This is a genomic window from Streptomyces sp. NPDC085937 (genome assembly GCF_044540535.1).
Classification (GTDB): Bacteria; Actinomycetota; Actinomycetes; order Streptomycetales; family Streptomycetaceae; genus Streptomyces.
Map to the genome: position 1 here is coordinate 197,929 of NZ_JBITSH010000007.1, position 21,848 is coordinate 219,776.

General features: G+C 69.2%; 19 protein-coding genes. 9 read left to right on the top strand and 10 right to left on the bottom strand.

Features of this window, described 5'->3' with window-relative positions; all coding sequences use genetic code 11:
* The first annotated feature begins 79 nt into the window (after positions 1-79).
* The gene (locus ACIF8S_RS17475; protein WP_399999950.1) at positions 80-568 is read left to right on the top strand and encodes a hypothetical protein; all 489 of its coding nucleotides are present in this window, start codon (positions 80-82) and stop codon (positions 566-568) included.
* Positions 569-662: 94 nt separating this feature from the next.
* Here ACIF8S_RS17475 and ACIF8S_RS17480 read toward each other — a convergent pair whose 3' ends face one another.
* Positions 663-2,129 carry a CCA tRNA nucleotidyltransferase gene (locus ACIF8S_RS17480; RefSeq protein ID WP_399999951.1) on the bottom strand — a complete coding sequence of 489 codons (1,467 nt, stop codon included), beginning with the start codon at positions 2,127-2,129 and terminating at the stop codon, positions 663-665.
* Positions 2,130-2,330: 201 nt separating this feature from the next.
* On the opposite strand from ACIF8S_RS17480, the gene ACIF8S_RS17485 reads away from it, so the two are divergent.
* The 7 genes from ACIF8S_RS17485 (at position 2,331) to trxA (ending at position 12,141) form a co-directional block, all read left to right on the top strand.
* Entirely contained in the window at positions 2,331-4,721 is a 2,391-nt protein-coding gene (locus ACIF8S_RS17485) for a DUF6049 family protein (RefSeq protein ID WP_399999952.1), read from the top strand.
* 44 nt (positions 4,722-4,765) lie between these two features.
* Positions 4,766-7,099, top strand: a complete 2,334-nt coding sequence (gene murJ, locus ACIF8S_RS17490; RefSeq protein ID WP_399999953.1) for a murein biosynthesis integral membrane protein MurJ — start codon at positions 4,766-4,768, stop codon at positions 7,097-7,099.
* Positions 7,100-7,240: 141 nt separating this feature from the next.
* Positions 7,241-8,941, top strand: a complete 1,701-nt coding sequence (locus ACIF8S_RS17495; RefSeq protein ID WP_399999954.1) for a protein kinase family protein — start codon at positions 7,241-7,243, stop codon at positions 8,939-8,941.
* 28 nt (positions 8,942-8,969) lie between these two features.
* On the top strand, positions 8,970-9,695 hold the full coding sequence (gene sigM, locus ACIF8S_RS17500) for an RNA polymerase sigma factor SigM (protein WP_399999955.1): 726 nt from the start codon (positions 8,970-8,972) through the stop codon (positions 9,693-9,695).
* The gene (locus ACIF8S_RS17505) at positions 9,692-10,606 is read left to right on the top strand and encodes a hypothetical protein (RefSeq protein WP_399999956.1); all 915 of its coding nucleotides are present in this window, start codon (positions 9,692-9,694) and stop codon (positions 10,604-10,606) included. The genes sigM and ACIF8S_RS17505 overlap by 4 nt, the downstream gene beginning before the upstream one ends.
* 194 nt (positions 10,607-10,800) lie before the next feature.
* Positions 10,801-11,769, top strand: coding sequence for a thioredoxin-disulfide reductase (trxB, locus tag ACIF8S_RS17510; protein ID WP_399999957.1), 969 nt, complete (start codon positions 10,801-10,803; stop codon positions 11,767-11,769).
* A gap of 39 nt (positions 11,770-11,808) precedes the next feature.
* Positions 11,809-12,141 carry a thioredoxin gene (trxA, locus tag ACIF8S_RS17515; RefSeq protein WP_024886262.1) on the top strand — a complete coding sequence of 111 codons (333 nt, stop codon included), beginning with the start codon at positions 11,809-11,811 and terminating at the stop codon, positions 12,139-12,141.
* Between the two features lie 87 nt (positions 12,142-12,228).
* Here trxA and ACIF8S_RS17520 read toward each other — a convergent pair whose 3' ends face one another.
* The 9 genes from ACIF8S_RS17520 to rpmH all read right to left on the bottom strand — a co-directional run bounded on the left by ACIF8S_RS17520 (position 12,229) and on the right by rpmH (position 19,249).
* On the bottom strand, positions 12,229-12,846 hold the full coding sequence (locus ACIF8S_RS17520; protein WP_399999958.1) for a GNAT family N-acetyltransferase: 618 nt from the start codon (positions 12,844-12,846) through the stop codon (positions 12,229-12,231).
* A 317-nt stretch (positions 12,847-13,163) separates the two neighbouring features.
* Positions 13,164-14,267: a ParB/RepB/Spo0J family partition protein gene (locus tag ACIF8S_RS17525; protein WP_399999959.1), complete on the bottom strand. Its 1,104-nt coding sequence runs from the start codon at positions 14,265-14,267 to the stop codon at positions 13,164-13,166.
* Positions 14,264-15,340, bottom strand: a complete 1,077-nt coding sequence (locus ACIF8S_RS17530) for a ParA family protein (RefSeq protein WP_400000067.1) — start codon at positions 15,338-15,340, stop codon at positions 14,264-14,266. The genes ACIF8S_RS17525 and ACIF8S_RS17530 overlap by 4 nt, the downstream gene beginning before the upstream one ends.
* A 370-nt stretch (positions 15,341-15,710) precedes the next feature.
* Positions 15,711-16,430: a 16S rRNA (guanine(527)-N(7))-methyltransferase RsmG gene (rsmG, locus tag ACIF8S_RS17535; RefSeq protein WP_399999960.1), complete on the bottom strand. Its 720-nt coding sequence runs from the start codon at positions 16,428-16,430 to the stop codon at positions 15,711-15,713.
* A 120-nt stretch (positions 16,431-16,550) separates the two neighbouring features.
* Positions 16,551-17,063, bottom strand: a complete 513-nt coding sequence (locus tag ACIF8S_RS17540; RefSeq protein ID WP_399999961.1) for a protein jag — start codon at positions 17,061-17,063, stop codon at positions 16,551-16,553.
* A gap of 15 nt (positions 17,064-17,078) precedes the next feature.
* Entirely contained in the window at positions 17,079-18,344 is a 1,266-nt protein-coding gene (gene yidC, locus ACIF8S_RS17545) for a membrane protein insertase YidC (RefSeq protein WP_399999962.1), read from the bottom strand.
* Between the two features lie 3 nt (positions 18,345-18,347).
* Positions 18,348-18,722 (bottom strand): membrane protein insertion efficiency factor YidD, encoded by a 375-nt coding sequence (gene yidD, locus ACIF8S_RS17550; protein WP_078541038.1) that lies wholly within the window; start codon positions 18,720-18,722, stop codon positions 18,348-18,350.
* Positions 18,719-19,090: a ribonuclease P protein component gene (rnpA, locus tag ACIF8S_RS17555; protein ID WP_078541040.1), complete on the bottom strand. Its 372-nt coding sequence runs from the start codon at positions 19,088-19,090 to the stop codon at positions 18,719-18,721. The genes yidD and rnpA overlap by 4 nt, the downstream gene beginning before the upstream one ends.
* A 21-nt stretch (positions 19,091-19,111) precedes the next feature.
* Positions 19,112-19,249, bottom strand: coding sequence for a 50S ribosomal protein L34 (gene rpmH, locus ACIF8S_RS17560; protein ID WP_003956500.1), 138 nt, complete (start codon positions 19,247-19,249; stop codon positions 19,112-19,114).
* A gap of 376 nt (positions 19,250-19,625) precedes the next feature.
* On the opposite strand from rpmH, the gene dnaA reads away from it, so the two are divergent.
* The gene (gene dnaA, locus ACIF8S_RS17565; RefSeq protein WP_399999963.1) at positions 19,626-21,626 is read left to right on the top strand and encodes a chromosomal replication initiator protein DnaA; all 2,001 of its coding nucleotides are present in this window, start codon (positions 19,626-19,628) and stop codon (positions 21,624-21,626) included.
* Positions 21,627-21,848: the final 222 nt, after the last annotated feature.

Genomic DNA, 21,848 nt, shown 5'->3' on the forward strand with positions numbered 1-21,848 from the left:
CCGTGGGGACCGGTAGCTTACGTGGGTCTTACCAACGCGCCTTTCGCGTCACGTTTCTATGTTCTAGGGGGACCCCCAAGTGACCACTCCGCCGCCCCAGGGCAACCCGTTCGCCCAGGGCCAGCAGCAGCCCTACGGCCAGCCCCAGGGCCAGGCCCCCTTCCCGCAGCAGGCCGGCCAGCCTGGCTTCCCCCCGCCCGGGGCGCCTGTGCCGCCGCAGCAGCCGCAGGGCCGCAAGATCAGCTTCAAGACGATCAAGAACATCGTCATCGTCCTGATCGTCGCCGGTGTGGCCATCGGCGGGTGGATCGCCAGCCGTGACGACGCCAGCGCGGCCGCCGTGGGTGACTGCATGCACCGTGGCAGCACCGACGACAACAACCCGGACCTCGAGGTCGTGGACTGCGGCGACTCGAAGGCGCAGTACAAGGTGCTGGCCAAGGTCGAGGGCGACTTCTCCGGCATCACGGCTCAGAGCAAGTGCGAGGCGGCGGCCAAGGACTTCGAGTACGTGTACACGGAGACCAACGGCAGCAAGAGCTTCCTGCTCTGCCTGAAGGACAAGTAGAACAAGATCGGGGGGCGGTGTTTCACGTGAAACACCGCCCCCCGACTCATGCGCGGGGTCATGTTTCACGTGAAACATGACCCCGTTTCCGTCGTCACCCCTGCTGTTCGGACCACCACTCCTTGAGTGCCGCGACCGCCGCTTCGTGGTCCATCGGACCGTTCTCCAGCCGGAGCTCCAGCAAGTGCTTGTAGGCCTGCCCGACCTCCGGCCCCGGCTTGATCTCCAGGATCTGCATGATCTGGTTGCCGTCGAGGTCCGGACGGATGGCGTCCAGCTCCTCCTGCTCCTGGAGCTGGGCGATGCGCGTCTCCAGCCCGTCGTACGCACGGGAGAGAGCGGCGGCCTTGCGGCGGTTCCGCGTGGTGCAGTCCGAACGGGTCAGCTTGTGCAGGCGGCCGAGCAGCGGCCCCGCGTCACGGACGTAGCGGCGGACGGCGGAGTCCGTCCACTCTCCCGTGCCGTAGCCGTGGAACCGCAGGTGCAGCTCGACGAGCCGCGAGACGTCCTTCACCATTTCGTTGGAGTACTTGAGCGCGGTCATGCGCTTCTTGGTCATCTTCGCCCCGACCACCTCGTGGTGGTGGAACGAGACACGGCCGTCCTTCTCGAAGCGGCGGGTACGGGGCTTGCCGATGTCGTGCAGCAGGGCGGCCAGCCGAAGGGTCAGGTCGGGGCCGTCCTCCTCCAGGGCCATCGCCTGCTCCAAAACGATCAGCGTGTGCTCGTAGACGTCCTTGTGCCGGTGGTGCTCGTCCCGCTCCAGGTGCAGGGCCGGAAGCTCGGGCAGCACGTACTCGGCGATCCCGGTGTCCACGAGCAGGGTGAGGCCCTTGCGGGGGTGCGCGGAGAGGATCAGCTTGTTCAGCTCGTCCCGGACACGCTCGGCGGAGACGATCTCAATGCGTCCGGCCATCTCCTTCATCGCCGTAACGACCTCGGGGGCCACCTCGAAGTCGAGCTGGGCGGCGAACCGCGCGGCACGCATCATGCGCAGCGGGTCGTCCGAAAAGGACTCCTCGGGCGTCCCCGGCGTGCGCAGCACCTGCGCCGCGAGGTCCTGGAGGCCGCCGTGCGGATCGATGAACCGCTTCTCCGGAAGGGCGACAGCCATCGCGTTCACCGTGAAGTCACGGCGCACGAGGTCTTGCTCGATGGAGTCGCCGTAGGAGACCTCCGGCTTGCGGGAGGTGCGGTCGTACGCCTCGGAGCGGTAGGTGGTCACCTCGATCTGGAAGCTCCGGTCGGTGTCCCCGACGCGCGCCTCCTTCTGCGCCCCGACCGTCCCGAAGGCGATCCCGACGTCCCAGACGGCGTCCGCCCAGGGACGCATGATCTTCAGGACGTCCTGCGGGCGGGCGTCGGTCGTGAAGTCCAGGTCGTTGCCGAGGCGGCCGAGCAGTGTGTCCCGCACCGAGCCGCCGACCAGGGCGAGTGAGAACCCAGCCTCCTGGAAACGGCGGGCTAGGTCGTCGGCGACAGGGGCGACCCGCAGCAGTTCACTCACGGCGCGGTCCTGCACCTGGCTCAGGGCACTGGTTGCTTCGTTGGCGTTCGGCACAACAGAAGAGGGTACGTGGCCCGAACGGCCCGGAGCGCCCCGAAAATGACGCAGGGACGGACACCTGTGGCGATCATGGACAAGGCTCGCGCTGCTCGATCTTGGACACCGGTCCGCGGCACTTCCCCTCCCCGCACATCGTTACCATGCCTGGACGCACATTCCGACGACCACTGACGACGACAAGGGACGGGCGAGCGCGTGGCCGAGGCGGCAGACTTCCAGGGAACCCGTCCCTCACCTGCCCACCGCTGGCTGCGGCGCACCGGTGTCCTGCTCGCCGGAGCGCCCCTCGTGGCGGGGCTGCTTCAGCTGCCCGCCGCGTCCGCGGAGGCCGCCGTGCAGGCCGCGCCGCGGGCCGCCTCCGACGACGGATCGGTGGCCGTTTCCGTCGACTCCCTCGCACCCTCCGCTCCGACCGGGGACGACACCGTCACCGTCTCCGGGACGGTGACCAACAAGGGCAAGCGGACCGTCACCGACGCCTCCGTCGGCCTGCGGGTCGGGCCACTGCTGGACACCCGGTCGAGCATCGACAGGGTGGCGAAGAACGCCGGAGACGTCGACAGCCCGCTCGGCGCGGAGATCGACGGCAAGTACTCCGAGAAGTTCTCCAAGCTCACCCCGGGTGTCTCCCAGCCCTACTCCATCTCCGTCCCGGCGAACGCGCTGGACCTGGGTGACGACGGTGTCTACGAGCTGGCGGTCGCCCTGGCCGGGGAAACCTCCGACGAGCCCTGGGAGCACACGCTCGGCGTCCGGCGGACATTCCTGCCGTGGCAGCCGGAGGACGCCGGCACCAAGACGAAGACGACGTTCATGTGGCCGCTGATCTCCACCGTCCACATGACGGCCGAGACCGGATCGGACGAGGAGCAGACGCCCGTCTTCCACGACGACGAGCTCGCAGCCGAGATCTCCCCGGGCGGCCGGCTGGACCGGATGGTGGCCCTCGGCAAGGACCTCGACGTCACCTGGGTGATCGACCCGGACCTGCTGGCTTCTGTCGAGGCGATGACCACCCGGTACGAGATCCCCGGCGAGACCGCGGACGACAACAACGACGTCGGCGGCCATCAGGCGGTCGCCAAGCGCTGGCTCACCGAGGTACAGAAGGCGGTCACGGACAAGGAGGTCGTCGCGCTGCCCTTCGGCGACCCCGACCTGGCCTCCCTCGCCCACCGCGGCACGTCCGTCACGGGTTCGCTCCGCCACCTCAAGGAGGCCACCGACGTAGCCGCCGGCACGGTGGAGTCGATCCTCCACGTGACGCCCAGCACGGATTTCGCCTGGCCCGTCGAGGGCGCCGTCGACCCTTCCGTCATCAAGGTCTCCACCTCCGCCGGAGCCGACAAGGTGATCGCCCGCAGCGACACCTTCGAGGAGGGCCGCGACCTCACCTACACGCCCACCGCGCCCCGGCCGATCGGCGGCGGAACCACGGCCGTGGTCGCCGACGGTCGGCTGTCCACCGTCTTCCGGGGCGACATGACCAAGGCCTCCGCCTCCACCCAGGCGGTGCAGCGCTTCCTGGCGCAGAGCCTGACCCTCGCCCTGCAGACCGACCGTCCGCGCAGCGTCGTCGTCGCACCGCAGCGCACCCCGTCCGCCGCCCAGGCCCAGACGATGGCCGAGGCCATCAGCGCCCTGCAGGACAGCACCTGGTCGCAGCCGCAGGACCTCACGGCAGCCGCCAAGTCCAAGCCGGACCCGGCCGCCGGCACCGAGGTGCCTTCGGCCTCCTCGTACCCGTCGTCGCTGCGCAGGCAGGAACTGCCGAAGTCGGCCTTCGAGCAGATCGCCAGGACACAGGACAAGCTCGACCGCTTCAAGGTGATCCTCTCCGACGAGTCCCGCGTGGTGACGCCGTTCGGACGCGCCCTGAACCGGGGCATGGCGGCTTCGTGGCGCGGCCGGCCGTCCGAGGCCGCGATCTACCGCAGCGGCGTCGAGTCCTACCTGGACGGGCTGAGCGGCCAGGTCCGGCTGATCGACAAGTCGGAGACGAAACTCTCCGGGCGCAGCGCCACGATCCCCGTCACGGTCCAGAACAACCTGGTGCAGGGGGTCGAGCACCTGGTGCTCCGGCTCACCTCCACCAACCCCACCCGCCTGGAGATCGACGGCAACGCCTACGAGGAGCAGCCCGTCACCGTCTCCGGGGGCCACAGCCAGTCGGTGAAGTTCACCACGTCCGCCAACGCCAACGGCCGGGCCACGGTGGTCGCACAGCTGTACACGCAGGACGGGCGGCCCTACGGTCAGCCCGTCACGTTCGACGTGAAGGTCACGGAGATCACCGCGACCGTGATGCTGGTCATCGGCGGCGGGGTCCTCCTGCTCGTCCTGGCCGGGTTCCGGATGTACACCCAGCGCAAGCGCGCAGCGGCCCGGGAGGCCGAGGAGCAGGACCAGACGGCGGACGAGGACGCCGACGACCCGAAGAACCCCGAAGCCTCCGAGAGGCGTGCCACCCAGGAGTCCGGTCCGGACCCTCGCGAGGACGCCCGGGAGCAGCCGAGTGACCCGGCCCCGGACACCGCACCGGAAAGCGCCGACCCGTCCGGCACGGGTGAGAGAGTGGACCGTTGAGGATGTCGTGGCCGGTCGGCCCGGGACGATGAGGTGGGGTAACCATGAACGCGCCGTACGACGGTGACCGCGGCAGTGCCGCGGCCAACTCGGGCCATCCCGAGTCGGACCCCGCCGGGGGTCCGCCGCCCGGGCACGACCAGGCGTCACAGCCACCCGCCGACATGTACGTCCAGGACGCCTACGACCAGGACCCCTACCGGGCGCAGGACATCGCCGCCCAGGACCCTGTCGCGGAGGCGCTCTACGACCGGTCGGCGCACCCACCGCCCCCGCCCGCGGCCCAGCACCCGCAGCAGCCCCTGTACGGGCAGCCGCCGCAGTCCCCGTACGCGCCCGACCCCCGGGTGTGGGCCCGCACGCCCGCCCCGGAGCCGGACGGCCCCACCCAGTACCTGCCCTACGGCGACGACCCGCGCACCACGCAGTACGTCGGCGTGGACGACCTGGTCGGCCAGGCCGGGGAGCAGCGCCATGAGCCCGACGCCTTCGCGCATCTCTTCCGCGACCAGCAGCAGAGTGGTGCCTTCCCCGACCAGCAGGGCGGCGGGTACGCCCGGCCGCAGGCCGGGCCCCATCCCGGGCCTCCTCCCGCGCACCCCGGGCAGCCCGCGGGCGACCCGCAGCAGTACGCGGCCGCGCCGGTGCCCGGCCCCGCGTCCCCCACGCCCGGCCACTACGGGGGAGCGACTCCGCCACCCGTCGCCGAGCCGACGGCCCCGGAACCCGCGCCGGCCCCGAAGAAGGGCGGCCGTGCCGGTGGTCTGCTGAAGTCCAGTGCCGTGATGGCGGCCGGCACGATGGTGTCCCGCCTCACGGGATTCATCCGGTCCGCGCTGATCGTGTCGGCCCTGGGTCTCGGGCTGCTCGGCGACTCCTTCCAGGTCGCCTACCAGCTGCCCACCATGATCTACATCCTGACCGTCGGCGGCGGTCTCAACTCGGTCTTCGTGCCGCAGCTGGTGCGGTCCATGAAGGACGACGAGGACGGCGGCGAGGCCTACGCCAACCGCCTGCTGACGCTGGTGATGGTGGCGCTGGCCCTGCTCACCGCGCTCGCCTGGCTGGCCGCCCCACTGCTGGTGCGCGCCCTGTCGAACCCCGTCGCCACGGACCCCGCGGCCAACGATGTCGCCGTCACCTTCACGCGCTACTTCCTGCCCTCGATCTTCTTCATGGGCGTCCACGTGGTGATGGGTCAGATCCTCAACGCCCGCGGGCGGTTCGGCGCGATGATGTGGACCCCGGTCCTGAACAACATCGTCATCATCGTCACGCTCGGCACGTTCATCTGGGTCTACGGCACCGCCGCGGACTCCAAGATGCAGGTCTCGACCATCCCGCCGGAGGGTATGCGGCTCCTCGGGGTCGGCGTGCTGCTGGGTCTCGTCGTGCAGGCCCTGGCGATGATCCCGTACCTGCGGGAGACCGGTTTCCGCATCCGCCTGCGCTTCGACTGGAAGGGCCACGGTCTCGGCAAGGCGGCGATGCTCGCCAAGTGGACCATCCTCTTCGTCCTCGCCAACCAGGCGGGCGCGTTGGTCGTCACCCAGCTGTCCACCGCCGCGGGTCTGGACTCGGACGTCGAGGGCACCGGTTTCGCCGCCTACGCCAACGCCCAGCTGATCTGGGGTCTGCCGCAGGCCATCATCACGGTCTCCCTGATGGCCGCGCTCCTGCCCCGCATCTCGCGCTCCGCGGCGGAGGACGACGGAGGCGCCGTGCGCGACGACATCTCCCAGGGCCTGCGCACCACCGCCGTCGCCATCGTGCCCATCGCCTTCGGCTTCGTCGCGCTCGGCATCCCGATGTGCACCCTGATCTTCGGCTCCTCGGGCACCAGCGAAGCCACCAACATGGGCTTCATGCTGATGGCCTTCGGCCTCGGCCTGATCCCCTACTCCGTGCAGTACGTCGTCCTGCGCGCCTTCTACGCCTACGAGGACACCCGGACCCCCTTCTACAACACGGTCATCGTGGCCGCCGCGAACGCGGTCGCCGCAGGAGTCTGTTTCCTGGTGCTCCCGCCCCGCTGGGCCGTGGTCGGCATGGCCGCCTCGTACGGCGTGGCCTACGCCCTCGGAGTCGGTGTCGCCTGGCGGCGGCTGCGCAAGCGGCTGGGCGGCGACCTGGACGGCGCCCGGGTGCTGCGGACCTACGCCCGGCTCTGCATCGCCTCCGTGCCGGCTGCCCTCCTCAGTGGCGCGGCCTGCTACGGCATCAGCAAGGTCCTGGGCCAGGAGGTCCTGGGGTCGTTCGCCGCGTTGGTGGGCGGTGGTGCCGTGCTGCTCGGTGTCTTCTACGTAGCCGCGCGCCGGATGCGGATCGAGGAGGTCAACTCGTTGGTCGGTATGGTCCGCGGACGCCTGGGACGCTGAGACAGGGGGTAGGCGCACAACCATCATCGGCCCCCGTGTGTCGTGCATAGCGGCGGACTGTGGGCACAATTGGGTTCGGCGTCGGACTGCGCGCGACGGATGCCGGCCGACGCGCAATGGATGGGGAGGCAGGGAACGACGGTGGCGGAACGGAGCACAGCTGCCGTCGACGTGGCAGACAACAGCGGCGAGCAGTCGCTGACCGCGGAGGCGGACCAGTCCACGGCCGACGGGGTGGCCAAGAACCGGGAGCGGGACACGGACAGCGACGAGGCACAGGAGAGCACCGGGACCGAGGGTTCCGCGACGACCTCGCCACCCGAACTGCACAGCGGCCACAAACTGGCCAGGCGCTACCGCCTGGAAGAGTGCGTCACCCGACTGGACGGGTTCAGCAGTTGGCGTGCCGTGGACGAGAAGCTCCGCCGTGCCGTCGGCGTGCACATCCTGCCCGCGGACCACTCACGTGCCCGGTCAGTGCTGGCCGCGGCCCGTTCCTCGGCCCTGCTGGGCGACCCGCGTTTCGTCCAGGTGCTGGACGCCGTCGAGGAGAACGACGTCGTCTACGTCGTGCACGAATGGCTGCCCGACGCCACCGAGCTGACCACCTTGCTCGCCTCCGGACCGCTGGAGGTGTACGACGCCTACCAGATGGTCAGTCAGGTCTCGAGCGCCATGGCGGCGGCCCACCGCGAGGGCCTCGCCCATCTGCGTCTCAACCCCAACGCCGTCCTGCGCACGTCGACCGGTCAGTGGCGCATCCGCGGTCTCGCCGTCAACGCCGCCCTGCGCGGCGTCAGCTCGGACACCCCGCAGCGCACGGACACGGAGTCGGTCGGCGCCCTGCTCTACGCGGCGCTGACGCAGCGTTGGCCGTACGAGAACGACGCCTACGGCATGGCCGGCCTGCCGAAGGACATCGGCCTCATCCCGCCGGACCAGGTCCGCGCCGGCGTCCACCGCGGCCTGTCCGAACTGGCCATGCGCGCCCTCGCCAACGACGGTGCCACCGCCTCCCGTCACGAGTCGCCGTGCACCACGCCGGAGGAGCTGGTGAAGGCGATCGGTGAGATGCCCCGCATCCGTCCGCCGGAGCCCGCGTTCACCACTCCGCCGGACTATCAGCGCACCACGTACCAGCAGGGCTCCTACGGCCGTCCCGCAGCACGCCCCCACGTCACCCAGCCGTCCCCGGTTCCGCCCCCGCCGCTGCAGAGCCGTACGGGCAAGGCGCTGAAATGGGCCGTCTCGGCCCTCCTGATCGCCGCCCTGGGGCTGGGCAGTTGGCAGCTCGCGGACGCGCTGCTGGAGCAGGGCGGCAAGTCCGAGGACACCAACAAGACCCAGCCGACGGACGGGGACGACAAGAACGCCGACAAGCCGGTGCGTGGCAAGCCCATCACCGTCGCGGAGGCACACGACTTCGACCCCTTCGGCAAGGACGGCTCCGAGTACCCGGAGAACGTGCCCAAGATCATCGATGGTGACCCGAACAGCTACTGGCAGACGAGCTACTACGAGACCTCCGACTTCGGCCGGCTGAAGCCGGGTGTGGGTGTCATCCTCGACCTCGGCAAGAGCCAGGAGGTCGGCAAGGTCGACGTGTCCTTCATCGGCAGCACGTCCGTCGAGCTCCGTGCCGCACCCGGCGACACCGGGACGCGACCGACGTCCTTCGACTCCTACAGCAAGGTCGCCGAGGGGTCGGGCACCTCCGTCGTCCTTACGCCCAAGGAGACGGTGAAAAGCCGTTACCTGCTGGTCTGGCTGACCGAGCTGCCCACGCAGGCAGACGACGGGAAGTGGCGCGGCCGGATCGCGGACGTCAAGGTGACCAGCTGAGGCCGGCTGCCTCGAGGGAGGGGATCCGATGGCGGACGGCGCCGCATACGACGGAGTGAGCGATCAGGACCTGCTCGCCCGGCACGTCGACGGCGACGCCGAAGCCTTCGGTGAAATCGTGAGGCGGCACCGCGACCGGCTGTGGGCCGTCGCCCTCCGGACGCTGGGGGACCGCGAGGAAGCCGCTGATGCCGTCCAGGACGCCCTCGTCTCCGCCTACCGGGCCGCCCACACCTTCCGCGGCCAGTCGGCCGTCACGACGTGGCTGCACCGCATCACGGTGAACGCCTGTCTGGACCGCGCGCGCAAGGCCGCCTCGCGGAAGACCGCACCGGTCGACGACACGGAGCGCCTGGAGCAACTGCTGGAGCCGCACGAGTCCGCCTCGGCACCAGCGGAACGCAACGATCTGCACCGCCAGCTCATCGAGGCGATGGGCACCCTTCCGCCCGACCAACGGACCGCACTCGTCCTGGTCGACATGCAGGGTTACCCCGTCGCCGAGGCGGCCCGGATCCTCGACGTGCCGACCGGCACCATCAAGAGCCGATGCGCCCGCGGCAGGGCGAGACTCCTGCCGTTGCTCACCCACCTGCGTCCGGAGGGCACCAGCGAGGGTGAGCAGAGAGGCGCGCCACGGAACCGGACCAGGGGCGCGTCCGTCCCACCCGCAGCGGGTCCAGAGCGACCGGACCCGCCGGACCCAGAATCGAGCGACCCGGCTGCACTGAAGGGCGGAGGTGGGCGAGCGTGACGTCGACGACCGACAAGGCAGAGCATCCCGACGTCGCGGAGATCTCCGACCTCACCGAGGGGCTGCTCCCCGCGGCCCGCCGGGACGTCGTACGCAGGCACCTGGACCGGTGCGCTCTCTGTGCCGACGTCCATGCGTCCCTAGAAGAGATCAGGGGCCTCCTCGGCACCATCCCCGGCCCGCCGCGCATGCCGGCCGATGTCGCGGGCCGCATCGACGCGGCGCTGGCCGCCGAGGCCCTGCTGCACGCCGCGGCGCCCGCGCCCGACAGTGCGGATCGCAGCATTCCCGCTGTTCCGGTCGAGAGCGGCGACGATCAGCAGCATGTTTCACGTGAAACACCGACGCCGTCCCAGGGGCCCTCGGGCCGCCCCCGTTCCTCGACGACGGGTCCTGGCCGCAAACCACGCTTGCGGGGGAGGAACCGGCGGGTCGCCGTACTGGGGACTGTGTTCACCGTCGCCGCCCTCGGTCTTGGCTCCGTCGTGCTGTCGTCGATGAACGACAGCGGCACCTCACCTGAAGGGCAGCGGACGACCGCTGCGGACACCTTCTCCGAGGGGAAGCTGGAGAGGCAGGTCGCCGACCTTCTCGCGCGGAACCCGGAGCAGGACAAGAGCGCTCGCTCCCCCCACACCTTCGGACTGCCCTCAGATTCGGGTGCCGCCAACCCCCGGGTGCTGACGAAGCCTGCGGTTCCGGCATGCATCCAGGACGGCATCGGTCGCAACGACGCCGCGCTGGCCACCGAGCAGGGCATCTACCAGGGCAAGGACGCCCTGCTCGTCGTCCTCCCCGACGCGTCGGACGCCACCCGGGTGACGGCCTACATCGTCGAGGCGACGTGTGTGCGGAACTCCTCTCCGTCCTCCACCGCGCAGGTGCTGCTGGAGCACTCCTACACCCGCTGACGGCCGGGCGCATGATCTGCGCTCTCCTTGGTATCCCGTACGGTGTGTGGCCCCGGCCTGCCGCCGGAGCACCGTCTGCGTGTGCCCGGGCACGGCGGGAATGCGGGCCCCTTAGGATCCGTTGGGTGGGGTGAGAGTTCCGAAAGAAGCTCCCACCGGTCGAACGACGCAGACCAGAGACGAGGAATCTAGCCGTGAGCGACGTCCGTAACGTGATCATCATCGGCTCGGGGCCCGCCGGCTACACGGCGGCGCTCTACACCGCCCGTGCGTCGCTGAAGCCCCTGGTGTTCGAGGGCGCTGTCACCGCCGGCGGTGCGCTGATGAACACCACCGACGTGGAGAACTTCCCCGGCTTCCAGGACGGCATCATGGGCCCTGAGCTCATGGACAACATGCGGGCCCAGGCCGAGCGCTTCGGCGCCGAGCTGGTTCCGGATGACGTCGTCGCCGTCGACCTGACCGGTGAGATCAAGACCGTCACGGACACCGCCGGCACGGTCCACAAGGCGAAGGCCGTCATCGTGACCACCGGCTCGCAGCACCGCAAGCTGGGGCTGCCGAACGAGGACGCCCTCTCGGGCCGTGGCGTCTCGTGGTGTGCCACCTGTGACGGCTTCTTCTTCAAGGACCAGGACATCGCCGTCATCGGTGGCGGTGACACCGCCATGGAGGAGGCGACCTTCCTCTCCCGCTTCGCCAAGTCGGTGACGATCGTCCACCGCCGTGACACGCTGCGCGCCTCCAAGGCCATGCAGGAGCGCGCCTTCGCCGACCCGAAGATCTCGTTCGTCTGGGACAGCGAGGTTGCCGAGGTTCTGGGCGACCAGAAGCTCTCGGGTCTGAAGCTGCGCAACGTCAAGACGGGTGAGCTTTCCGACCTGGCGGTGACGGGCCTGTTCATCGCGATCGGCCACGACCCGCGTACCGAGCTCTTCAAGGGCCAGCTCCAGCTGGACGAGGAGGGCTACCTCAAGGTCGACGCACCCTCGACGCGCACCAACGTCACGGGAGTCTTCGGAGCCGGCGACGTGGTGGACCACACCTACCGTCAGGCGATCACCGCGGCCGGCACCGGCTGCTCGGCCGCCCTTGACGCCGAGCGCTACCTCGCCGCTCTGGCCGACGAGGAGAAGGCCGAGCCCGAGAAGACCACTGTCTGACCCACCCGCCCCACGCACCAATTAGTTAAGGAGCCCGCTGTGGCCGGCACCCTGAAGAACGTGACCGACGACTCCTTCGAGCAGGACGTCCTCAAGAACGACAAGCCTGTCCTGGTGGATTTCTGGGCCGCCTGGTGCGGCCCGTGCCGTCAGATCGCTCCGTCCCTCGAGGCCATCGCCGCGGAGTACGGCGACAAGATCGAGGTCGTCAAGCTGAACATCGACGAGAACCCGGGCACGGCTGCCAAGTACGGCGTCATGTCCATCCCGACCCTGAACGTCTACCAGGGTGGCGAGGTCGCCAAGACCATCGTCGGTGCCAAGCCCAAGGGCGCGATCGTGCGTGACCTTGAGGACTTCATCGCCGAGTAGTGAGAAACCGCCTCCCCGGCGGTGCATGTTTCACGTGAAACCCGGATGGGCCGACCCGGTTGGGTCGGCCCATCCGTGTGAGTGAACTCAGAGAGGTCGCAGGACCGGCTCCTTCTGTACGGCTCCAAGCAACCGGTCGAGCGCCATCTCGACGTCTTCCTTCCAGGAGAGCGTCGACCTCAGCTCCAGGCGCAGCCGCGGGTACGTCGGGTGCTGGCGGACCGTTTTGAAGCCGACGGCCAGCAGGTGGTCCGCAGGAAGCACACAGGCGGGCTCCTTCCACCGCGCGTCGGCGAACGCCTCGATCGCCTTGAAACCCCGGCGCAGCAGATCCTTCGCCACCGTTTGCACCATCACCCGGCCGAGTCCCTGCCCCTGGTACTCCGGCAGGATGAACGCGGTCATCAGCTGCACCGCGTCGGGGGACACCGGGCTGGTGGGGAACGCCGTGGAGCGCGGCACGTAGGCCGGAGGCGCGTAGAGGACGTAGCCCACGGGGACGTCGTCGACGTAGACGACCCGTCCGCAGGAGCCCCAGTCGAGAAGGACCGCCGAGATCCAGGACTCCTTCTCCACTGTGGAGGTTCCCGCCTTTACCGCTGCCTCGCCGCTGACGGGGTCGAGCTCCCAGAAGACGCACGAGCGACAGCGCTGGGGGAGGTCGGGAAGGTTGTCCAGCGTGAGCGGTACGAGCCGACGGCCCATGAAGCCTGTTCCTCGCTTCCTTCGCCCGCTGCCATACGGGCGGCTGTCAGAGCACTCCGTTCCCTGAGCAGGCTGCCGATGAAGCCGCTGACGACGCCCACCCCCAGCCCCGCGCTCATCAATCCGGTGCGGCTCGTCATTCGCATGGCCCCTGCCTAGCTCTCAGAGGTGTTGCTGGGTGGATACGCCCTGTTCAGTCGCATCGTATCCACGAAGCGATTCCCCCGATACCGACAAAAGGCAAAGGGGCGGGCCGCGTTCCGGCACGACCGGACACGGCCCGCCCCAATCGGTCTTGAGACCGGGACGAGCGACCCTCAGGAATCGATCTCCTCGGCCTCGTCCTCGTCGCCGAGGCTGCTTTGCAGTACCGGACCCTCTCCAGGTGCGAGGGTGCCGAGGATGCGCTCCAGGTCCTCCATCGAGGCGAACTCGACGGTGATCTTGCCTTTTTTCTGCCCGAGGTCGACCTTCACCCGCGTCTCGAAGCGGTCCGAGAGACGCGTCGCCAGTTCGGACAGGGCCGGCGACACGCGCGCGCCCGCACGCGGTCCCTTGGCACGCTGAGCCTTCTGAGGCCGGGAGCCCATCAAGGTCACGATCTCCTCGACGGCCCGCACGGAAAGGCCCTCGGCCACGATGCGGTGAGCGAGACGATCCTGCTCCTCGGAGTCCTCGACGGACAGCAGCGCGCGGGCGTGTCCGGCCGACAGCACTCCCGCGGCCACCCGGCGCTGAACGGTCGGGGAGAGCTTCAGCAGACGCAGGGTGTTGGACACCTGCGGGCGGGACCGGCCGATGCGGTCGGCGAGCTGATCATGCGTGCAGTTGAAGTCCTTCAGGAGCTGGTCGTAGGCGGCAGCCTCTTCCAGCGGGTTCAGCTGGGCGCGGTGCAGGTTCTCCAGCAGGGCGTCGAGGAGGAGCTTCTCGTCGTCCGTGGCCCGCACGATCGCCGGGATGGCCTCCAGACCGGCCTCGCGGCAGGCACGCCATCGGCGCTCGCCCATGATGAGCTCGTAGCGGCCGCCGCCCACCTGGCGCACGACCACGGGTTGGAGGAGGCCCACCTCCTGGATGGAGGTGATGAGCTCGGACAGAGCGTCCTCGTCGAAGACCTCACGGGGCTGCCGTGGGTTCGGCGTGATGGCGTCGAGGGGGATTTCGGCGAAGTGAGCGCCCACCGGCGGAGCCGGCGCGGCAGCAGGGCTCGCCGCAGTCGTGTCCTCGGTTTCACGTGAAACAGACGTCAGTGCGGCCACCTTCGCGGCCGCCACCCCACGCTCGTTCGGCAGGATCGGCACCGCTGCGGGTGACGGGGAAGCCGTCCCGCCGATTGCGGCCGGTGGCACCGTCTTCTCTACCGGGGCAGCGGGGATCAGTGCTCCGAGACCACGACCCAGCCCCCTCCGTCGCTCACTCACTGCACGCCCTCCACCATGTTCGGATCAGTCTGCTGTGCGCCGATGTGCGCCTGCGATGCGTCATAGCTGACGCCGACGCCTCTCAGCGCGATCTCACGCGCCGCCTCGAAGTACGAGAGGGCACCGCTCGATCCAGGATCGTAAGTCAGCACCGTCTGGCCGTAGCTCGGCGCCTCGGAGATACGGACGGAGCGGGGGATGCTGGTCCGCAGGACCTCGTCGCCGAAGTGGGTGCGTACCTCCTCCGCAACCTGGGACGCGAGCCGTGTCCGGCCGTCGTACATGGTGAGCAGGATGGTCGAGACGTGCAGTGTGGGGTTCAGGTGGCCCCGCACCAGGTCGACGTTGCGCAACAGCTGCCCGAGCCCTTCCAGCGCGTAGTACTCGCACTGGATCGGGATCAGCACCTCCTGGCCCGCCACGAGGGCGTTGACCGTGAGCAGGCCGAGCGACGGCGGGCAGTCGATGAGGATGTAGTCCAGCGGCTGCTCATAGGCCTGGATCGCCCGCTGCAGTCGGCTCTCACGCGCCACCAGTGACACCAGCTCGATCTCCGCACCGGCGAGATCGATAGTGGCGGGGGCGCAGAAGAGTCCCTCGACGTCCGGTACAGGCTGGACGACCTCCGCCAGCGGCTTGCTCTCCACCAGCACGTCGTAGATGGAGGGCACCTCCGCGTGGTGGTCGATACCCAGGGCGGTGGACGCGTTGCCCTGAGGGTCGAGGTCGATCACCAGGACGCGGGAGCCGTGCAGAGCGAGCGAGGCCGCGAGATTGACGGTTGTCGTCGTCTTGCCGACGCCGCCCTTTTGGTTGGCGACCACGATGACACGGGTCTGCTCGGGACGTGGAAGCCCCTCACCGGCACGGCCCAGAGCCTCCACCGCCAGTTGGGCAGCACGACCGATGGGAGTGTCGTCCATCGGAGGCGGTGTTTCACGTGAAACATCCGCCCCCATCGATTCGGTACGGGGACCGGGGACCGGGTCGGTCATCGGTCCCGCGATGTTGGCGTCGGACCGCAAGGATTCACTCTCCTCGACTTCAGGCTCGCTATGAACAGAGCCTCCCATGCCTACGGGGTCGCGAACCAGTGAGGCCTGACGTTCTGTGGAGAAATCCACCTCTGTGGACAACTCCGTACCCCGGGAGGGGCTGGGTTTCCCGTCAGGGGCAGGGCCCTCCGCAAGGGAACCGAGGGGCTTCCGGTCACGGGGTTCGGCCGCAGCGCGGCCCCGACTGATGATGCCGTGCAGCAGTGAGCGACGTTTCACGTGAAACACGATGCACAGCGGTCGAGGCCGCCGTGCCGCGACACTCCGGCATGCGCAGGTATGGCACCTTGTGTGGAGTACGCCCGGCCCAGCGGGCCGGGCGCGTCGTCCCGGTGCGTCGTCACATCGTGTCGGCCACTCGACCTCCACATCGAGGAGCCGGGACTCGCTACCCGCGACGGCGGCGGGCGCGTCCCGTGCGGGCGGCCTTGGCCCGCTTGGCCGCGAAGCGCACGCCGCCGGGACTCTCCCCGACCTCGACCCTCACCACCGTGGACATCGGGTCGACGACGCCCTCTCCCACCTGCACGACCGACGTGGTGACGGCGCCGAGCTTGCTCAGTGCGGTGGCCGCACTCTTCAACTCTTCCTCGGCGGTGTCGCCCTTGAGCGCGAGCATCTCCCCGTACGGCCGCAGCAGCGGAATGCCCCAGGTGGCCAGCCGGTCCAGCGGGGCCACGGCACGCGCGGTGACCACGTGCACCGGGGGAAGCTTGCCCATGACCTCCTCGGCCCGCCCCCGCACGACCGTCACATGGTCCAGCCCGAGCAGCTCCACGACTTCGGTCAGGAAGTTGGTACGGCGGAGCAGCGGTTCCAGGAGGGTGATCTTCAGGTCCTCGCGGACCAGGGCCAGGGGAATGCCCGGCAGGCCGGCCCCCGAGCCGACGTCGCACACGGTGACGCCTTGGGGCACGACCTCCGAGAGCACCGCACAGTTCAGCAGGTGCCGCTCCCAGAGGCGGGGCACCTCACGCGGGCCGATGAGGCCGCGCTGAACGCCCGCCTCCGCGAGCAGCTCGGCGTACCGGACTGCGTCCGTGAAGCGCTCACCGAACACCTCACGGGCCTGCTCGGGCGCGGGGGGAAGCTCCGCTGCCTCCGTCACGGGGGACCGTCCTTCCGTACCGTGCCGGCACACATGCCGGCACCAGAACCAGAACTATCAGGCTGACAAGAGTTCGGCCCCGCCTGCGCAACAGACGGGGCCGGTGGAACGTGGAACCGATCAGGCGGGAAGCACGACGACGAAGCGCTGCGGCTCCTCGCCCTCGGACTCGCTGCGCAGGCCCGCGGCCTTGACCGCGTCGTGCACGACCTTGCGCTCGAACGGGGTCATCGGGTCGAGCCGCACGGGCTGCCCGCTGCTCCTGGCCTCGGAGGCGGCCTTGGCCCCCAGGTCGGCCAGCTCGGTGCGTTTGCGAGCGCGGTAGCCGGCGATGTCGAGCATCAGGCGGCTGCGGTCACCGGTCTCCCGGTGCACAGCCAGGCGCGTCAGCTCCTGGAGGGCCTCCAGGACCTCGCCGTCACGGCCCACCAGCTTCTGCAGATCACGGCCGCCCGTGTCGCTGATGATCGAGACAGAGGCGCGGTCGGCCTCGACGTCCATGTCGATGTCGCCGTCGAGATCGGCGATGTCGAGCAGACCCTCCAGGTAGTCCGCCGCGATGTCGCCTTCCTGCTCCAGGCGGGTCAGGGTGTCTGCGCCCTCGGCAGCGGCCGCGGTGGTGCCTTCCGTCACGGGATGGACTCCTTCTTACTTCTTGGACGGGGACTTGGGCCGCTGCGGGCCCTTGCGCTGTCCGGACTGGGCCTTGCTGCGGGTGCTGCCGTTGCCGGCGGGCTTGGCGTTGCCCTTCTTGGCCGCGGGCTTGGCGTCCTCGGGTGCGTCGTCCTTCGTCAGCGAGGTGGGCTCACCCCCCGCCTTGGCCGTGCCGGACTGGCGCTGGGACTTGGACTGCCGCTTGGGCTGCTGGCGCTTGGGAACGGTGGCGGTCGTCGTACCGTCCTCGGCCTGGACGGCGGCACTGCTCTCGCCACGGATGACGTTGCCGTCGGTCTGGGCGGCAAGGCCGGCCTTGTTCAAGCCGTTGATGAACTTGCGCTCGTACTCGTTGCGGTCGCGGCCCTTCGCGACGATCGCCTTGACGATGGCGCGCTCCCGGCGGTTGCGGGTCTTGCCGTGCTTGGCGACGTGCTTGGAGAGACGCTCCAGGTAGGCGGCCTGGGCCTTGGAACCCGGCGTGGGGTTGTTGTGGATGACGTACATCTGCTGGCCCATGGTCCACACGTTGGTGGTCAGCCAGTAGACGAGGACACCGACCGGGAAGTTGATGCCGAAGACGGCGAAGATGACGGGGAAGACATACATCAGCATCTTCTGCTGCTGCATGAACGGCGTCTTCACCGTGGTGTCGACGTTCTTCGTCATCAGCTGGCGCTGCGTGTAGAACTGCGACAGCGACATCAGGACGATCATGATCGCCGTGACGATGCGGACGTCGAGCAGCGTCGAGTTCAGGGCCTCGACCTTGTCCGGGCTGTCCGTGAACTTCGCGGCGAGCGGGGCACCGAAGATGTGGGCCTTCTGGGCGCTCTCCAGCAGACGCTCGTTGATCACGCCGATCGTGTCGTTCGAGGCGATGCTGTTGAGCACGTGGTAAAGCGCGAAGAAGAACGGCGACTGCGCCAGGATGGGAAGACACGAGGAGAGCGGGTTGGTGCCCGTCTCCTTGTAGAGCTTCATCATCTCTTCGGACTGACGCTGCTTGTCGTTCTTGTAGCGCTCCTGGATCTTCTTCATCTCCGGCTGGAGCGTCTGCATCGCGCGCGTCGCCTTGATCTGCTTCACGAAGAGCGGGATCAGGCAGATGCGGATCAGAATCACCAGGGACACGATGGACAGGCCCCAGGCCCACCCCGTGTCCGGGCCGAAGATGGAGCCGTACACGCTGTGGAACTGGACGATGACCCAGGAGACAGGTGTCGTGATGAAGCTGAAGAGGCTGGCAATCGTGTCCACTAATCATGCTCCTTGGGCATGGGACGAGGTCTCTGCGGCCGGGCTCGACGGACTCGTAGGACTCGTGGGAGAAGCTTGTCCCTCGGTGGCCGGTTCGGCGGCGGAGGTCCCGCCCTTGCGTGCACGCCAAGCGTTACGCAGCATTTCGTGCCACCGCGGACGCTTACGCGGTGGGACATGGTCCACACCGCCCAGCGACCACGGATTGCACCGCAGGATGCGCCAGGCCGTGAGTGCTGTGCCCTTGACGGCACCGTGCCGGTCAATGGCCGTGTAGCCGTAGTGGGAACACGACGGGTAGTACTTGCACACCGGGCCCAGCAATGGACTGATCGTCCACTGGTAGAGCTTGATCAGGGCCAGCAGCGGGTACTTCATCGCGCGCCCCCTCCCAGCAGCCGCTGCAGAGCGGCATCCAGGTCTCGGGCCAGCTGTGCATGGTCGGCGTCGCCCGCGGCGGGCAGCGCTCGTACCACTACCAGGCTACCGGGGGGCAGCTGGTCGACTCGCTCGCGCATCAGATGGCGAAGCCTCCGCTTCACCTTGTTGCGCACCACCGCACCGCCAACGGCTTTGCTCACGACGAAACCCGCACGCGTCGGGGGAGCGCTCTCCCCAGGCGCATGCGGGTCCGTTGCACCGCTACGAAGGTGGACGACGAGGTGCTGGCGCCCGGCCCGGCGTCCTCGTCGTACCGCGGTCGCGAAGTCCTCGCGCCGCCTCAGCCGGTTCTCGGTGGGCAGCACGATGTCATGACCTGATCGGGATCAGGCGGACAGACGGGCGCGACCCTTGCTGCGGCGGGACGCGAGAATCGCGCGGCCGGCACGGGTGCGCATACGCAGCCGGAAGCCGTGGGTCTTGGCGCGACGACGGTTGTTCGGCTGGAAGGTGCGCTTGCTCACTCGGGGGCTCCAGAAAGATTCGGTGGTTGCGGGGTGCCGTCCTGGCTGTCACCGTGCGCCCACGAGTAGCTCGCGTTACGCCCGAGTGCACCGCTGACCGATCAACATGCGCGATCTGTGCCCATCGGAGGCAGGCGGCAGCAGCCATCGACAACTCGACCTGGTCACGGTACGCGCGGCTGCGCCATTCGGTCAAACCGGCGCTCGCCAGGAGACACTTGTCCACAGGCTGGGGACAACAACTTGAACCGTACCGGTCGCGCTGACTACCGTGACTGGACTCCGATTCGTTCCCTTGACCCTCCACCACCCGATTTACATCCCGACCCGTCCCTTCGCATCACACGATCGAGGGACCTGTGAGAGAGCGTGCCCTGTGGCTGACGTACCTGCCGATCTTGCCGCAGTGTGGCCACGCGTACTGGAGCAACTGCTCGGCGAGGGCCGTGGTCAAGGTGTGGAGAGCAAGGACGAGCACTGGATCCGGCGCTGCCAGCCGCTGGCCCTGGTGGCCGACACCGCACTGCTCGCCGTCCCCAACGAGTTCGCCAAGGGCGTGCTCGAGGGGCGTCTGGCCCCCGTGGTCAGCGAGAGCCTGAGCCGCGAGTGCGGCCGCCCGATCCGTATCGCGATCACGGTCGACGAGACCGCCGGCGAGCCCCCGGCCACGCCCACGCCCCGCCCGCAGCCGCGGTACGAGGAGCCGGAGCTGCCCGTCCATCCGGACCGCCCGGACCACCGTGACCGTCCCGAGCACCGTGAGCGCCCGGACCGGCACGACCGGCAGGAGCGCGAGCCGTACGAGGGCTACGAGGGCTACGGTCGCCGCCGCGGCGACCAGCCGGGACCGCCCGGTGACCAGATGCCGTCCGCCCGCCCCGCCTACCCGTCGGAGTACCAGCGCCCGGAGCCGGGCTCCTGGCCTCGTCCCTCTCAGGACGACTACGGCTGGCAGCAGCAGCGCCTCGGCTTCCCCGACCGGGACCCCTACGCCTCTCCGCCCCAGGACTCCTACGCTTCACCGCAACAGGACTCCTACGGCTCCCCGTCGCAGGACGCGTACGGCTCGCAGGACTCCTACGGCTCGGACGCCTACGGCGGCCCGGCCTCCCAGGACTACCGTCCCCAGCCTGTGGAGCGCCCCTCATACGACCAGCGCTCCGACTACGAGTCGTCCCGGGGCGACTACGACCAGCGTGACGCCATGCGCCGCGACCTGCCCGAGCCGCCGCCCGGCTCGGGGCACGTCCACCGCGGCGGCCCGGTGGGCCCGAACCTGCCCACGACCGGTGCGCCCGGCCCTCTGGCCGCGCAGCCGGCCCCGGCGACGGGCCCCGGCGAGCCGACCGCACGGCTGAACCCGAAGTACCTCTTCGACACCTTCGTGATCGGCGCGTCCAACCGCTTCGCGCACGCGGCCGCCGTGGCGGTGGCCGAGGCGCCGGCGAAGGCATACAACCCGCTGTTCATCTACGGGGAGTCGGGCCTCGGCAAGACGCATCTGCTGCACGCGATCGGGCACTACGCGCGGAGCCTCTACCCGGGTACGCGCGTGCGGTACGTGAGCTCGGAGGAGTTCACCAACGAGTTCATCAACTCCATCCGCGACGGCAAGGGCGACAGCTTCCGCAAGCGCTACCGCGAGATGGACATCCTGCTCGTCGACGACATCCAGTTCCTGGCGGACAAGGAGTCGACGCAGGAGGAGTTCTTCCACACGTTCAACACGCTCCACAACGCCAACAAGCAGATCGTGCTCTCCAGCGACCGGCCGCCCAAGCAGCTGGTCACGCTGGAGGACCGGCTGCGGAACCGTTTCGAGTGGGGCCTGATCACCGACGTCCAGCCGCCCGAGCTGGAGACGCGCATCGCGATCCTGCGCAAGAAGGCGGTGCAGGAGCAGCTCAACGCCCCGCCGGAGGTGCTGGAGTTCATCGCCTCCCGGATCTCCCGCAACATCAGGGAGCTGGAGGGCGCGCTGATCCGGGTGACGGCTTTCGCGTCGCTCAACCGGCAGCCGGTGGACCTCGGGCTGACGGAGATCGTCCTGAAGGACCTGATGCCCGGTGGCGACGACTCGGCCCCGGAGATCACCTCGACGGCCATCATGGGCGCGACCGCCGACTACTTCGGGCTCACCGTCGAGGACCTGTGCGGCACCTCCCGCGGCCGTGCGCTGGTGACCGCCCGGCAGATCGCCATGTACCTGTGTCGTGAGCTGACGGACCTGTCGCTGCCGAAGATCGGCGCGCTGTTCGGGGGGCGGGACCACACCACGGTGATGCACGCCGACCGGAAGATCCGCAATCTGATGGCGGAGCGGCGCTCCATCTACAACCAGGTCACCGAGCTCACGAACCGCATCAAGGCCGGCTGACGGCCCCGACACCGCACGAAGGCGCCTCCGGAGGGATCCGGGGGCGCCCTTCTTCGTGTGCCCCCCCTCGGCGCCCTCCCGGCATCGGCAACGCGGCCCCCTCGCACGCTTGCGGGCGGCCGACGGCGCCGCGGCGCAATCGTCGGACGGCACGCAGACACCCCCGGCCGACGCACGCAGCACCCCACCCGACGCACGGAGCACCCCCACCCGACGCACGCA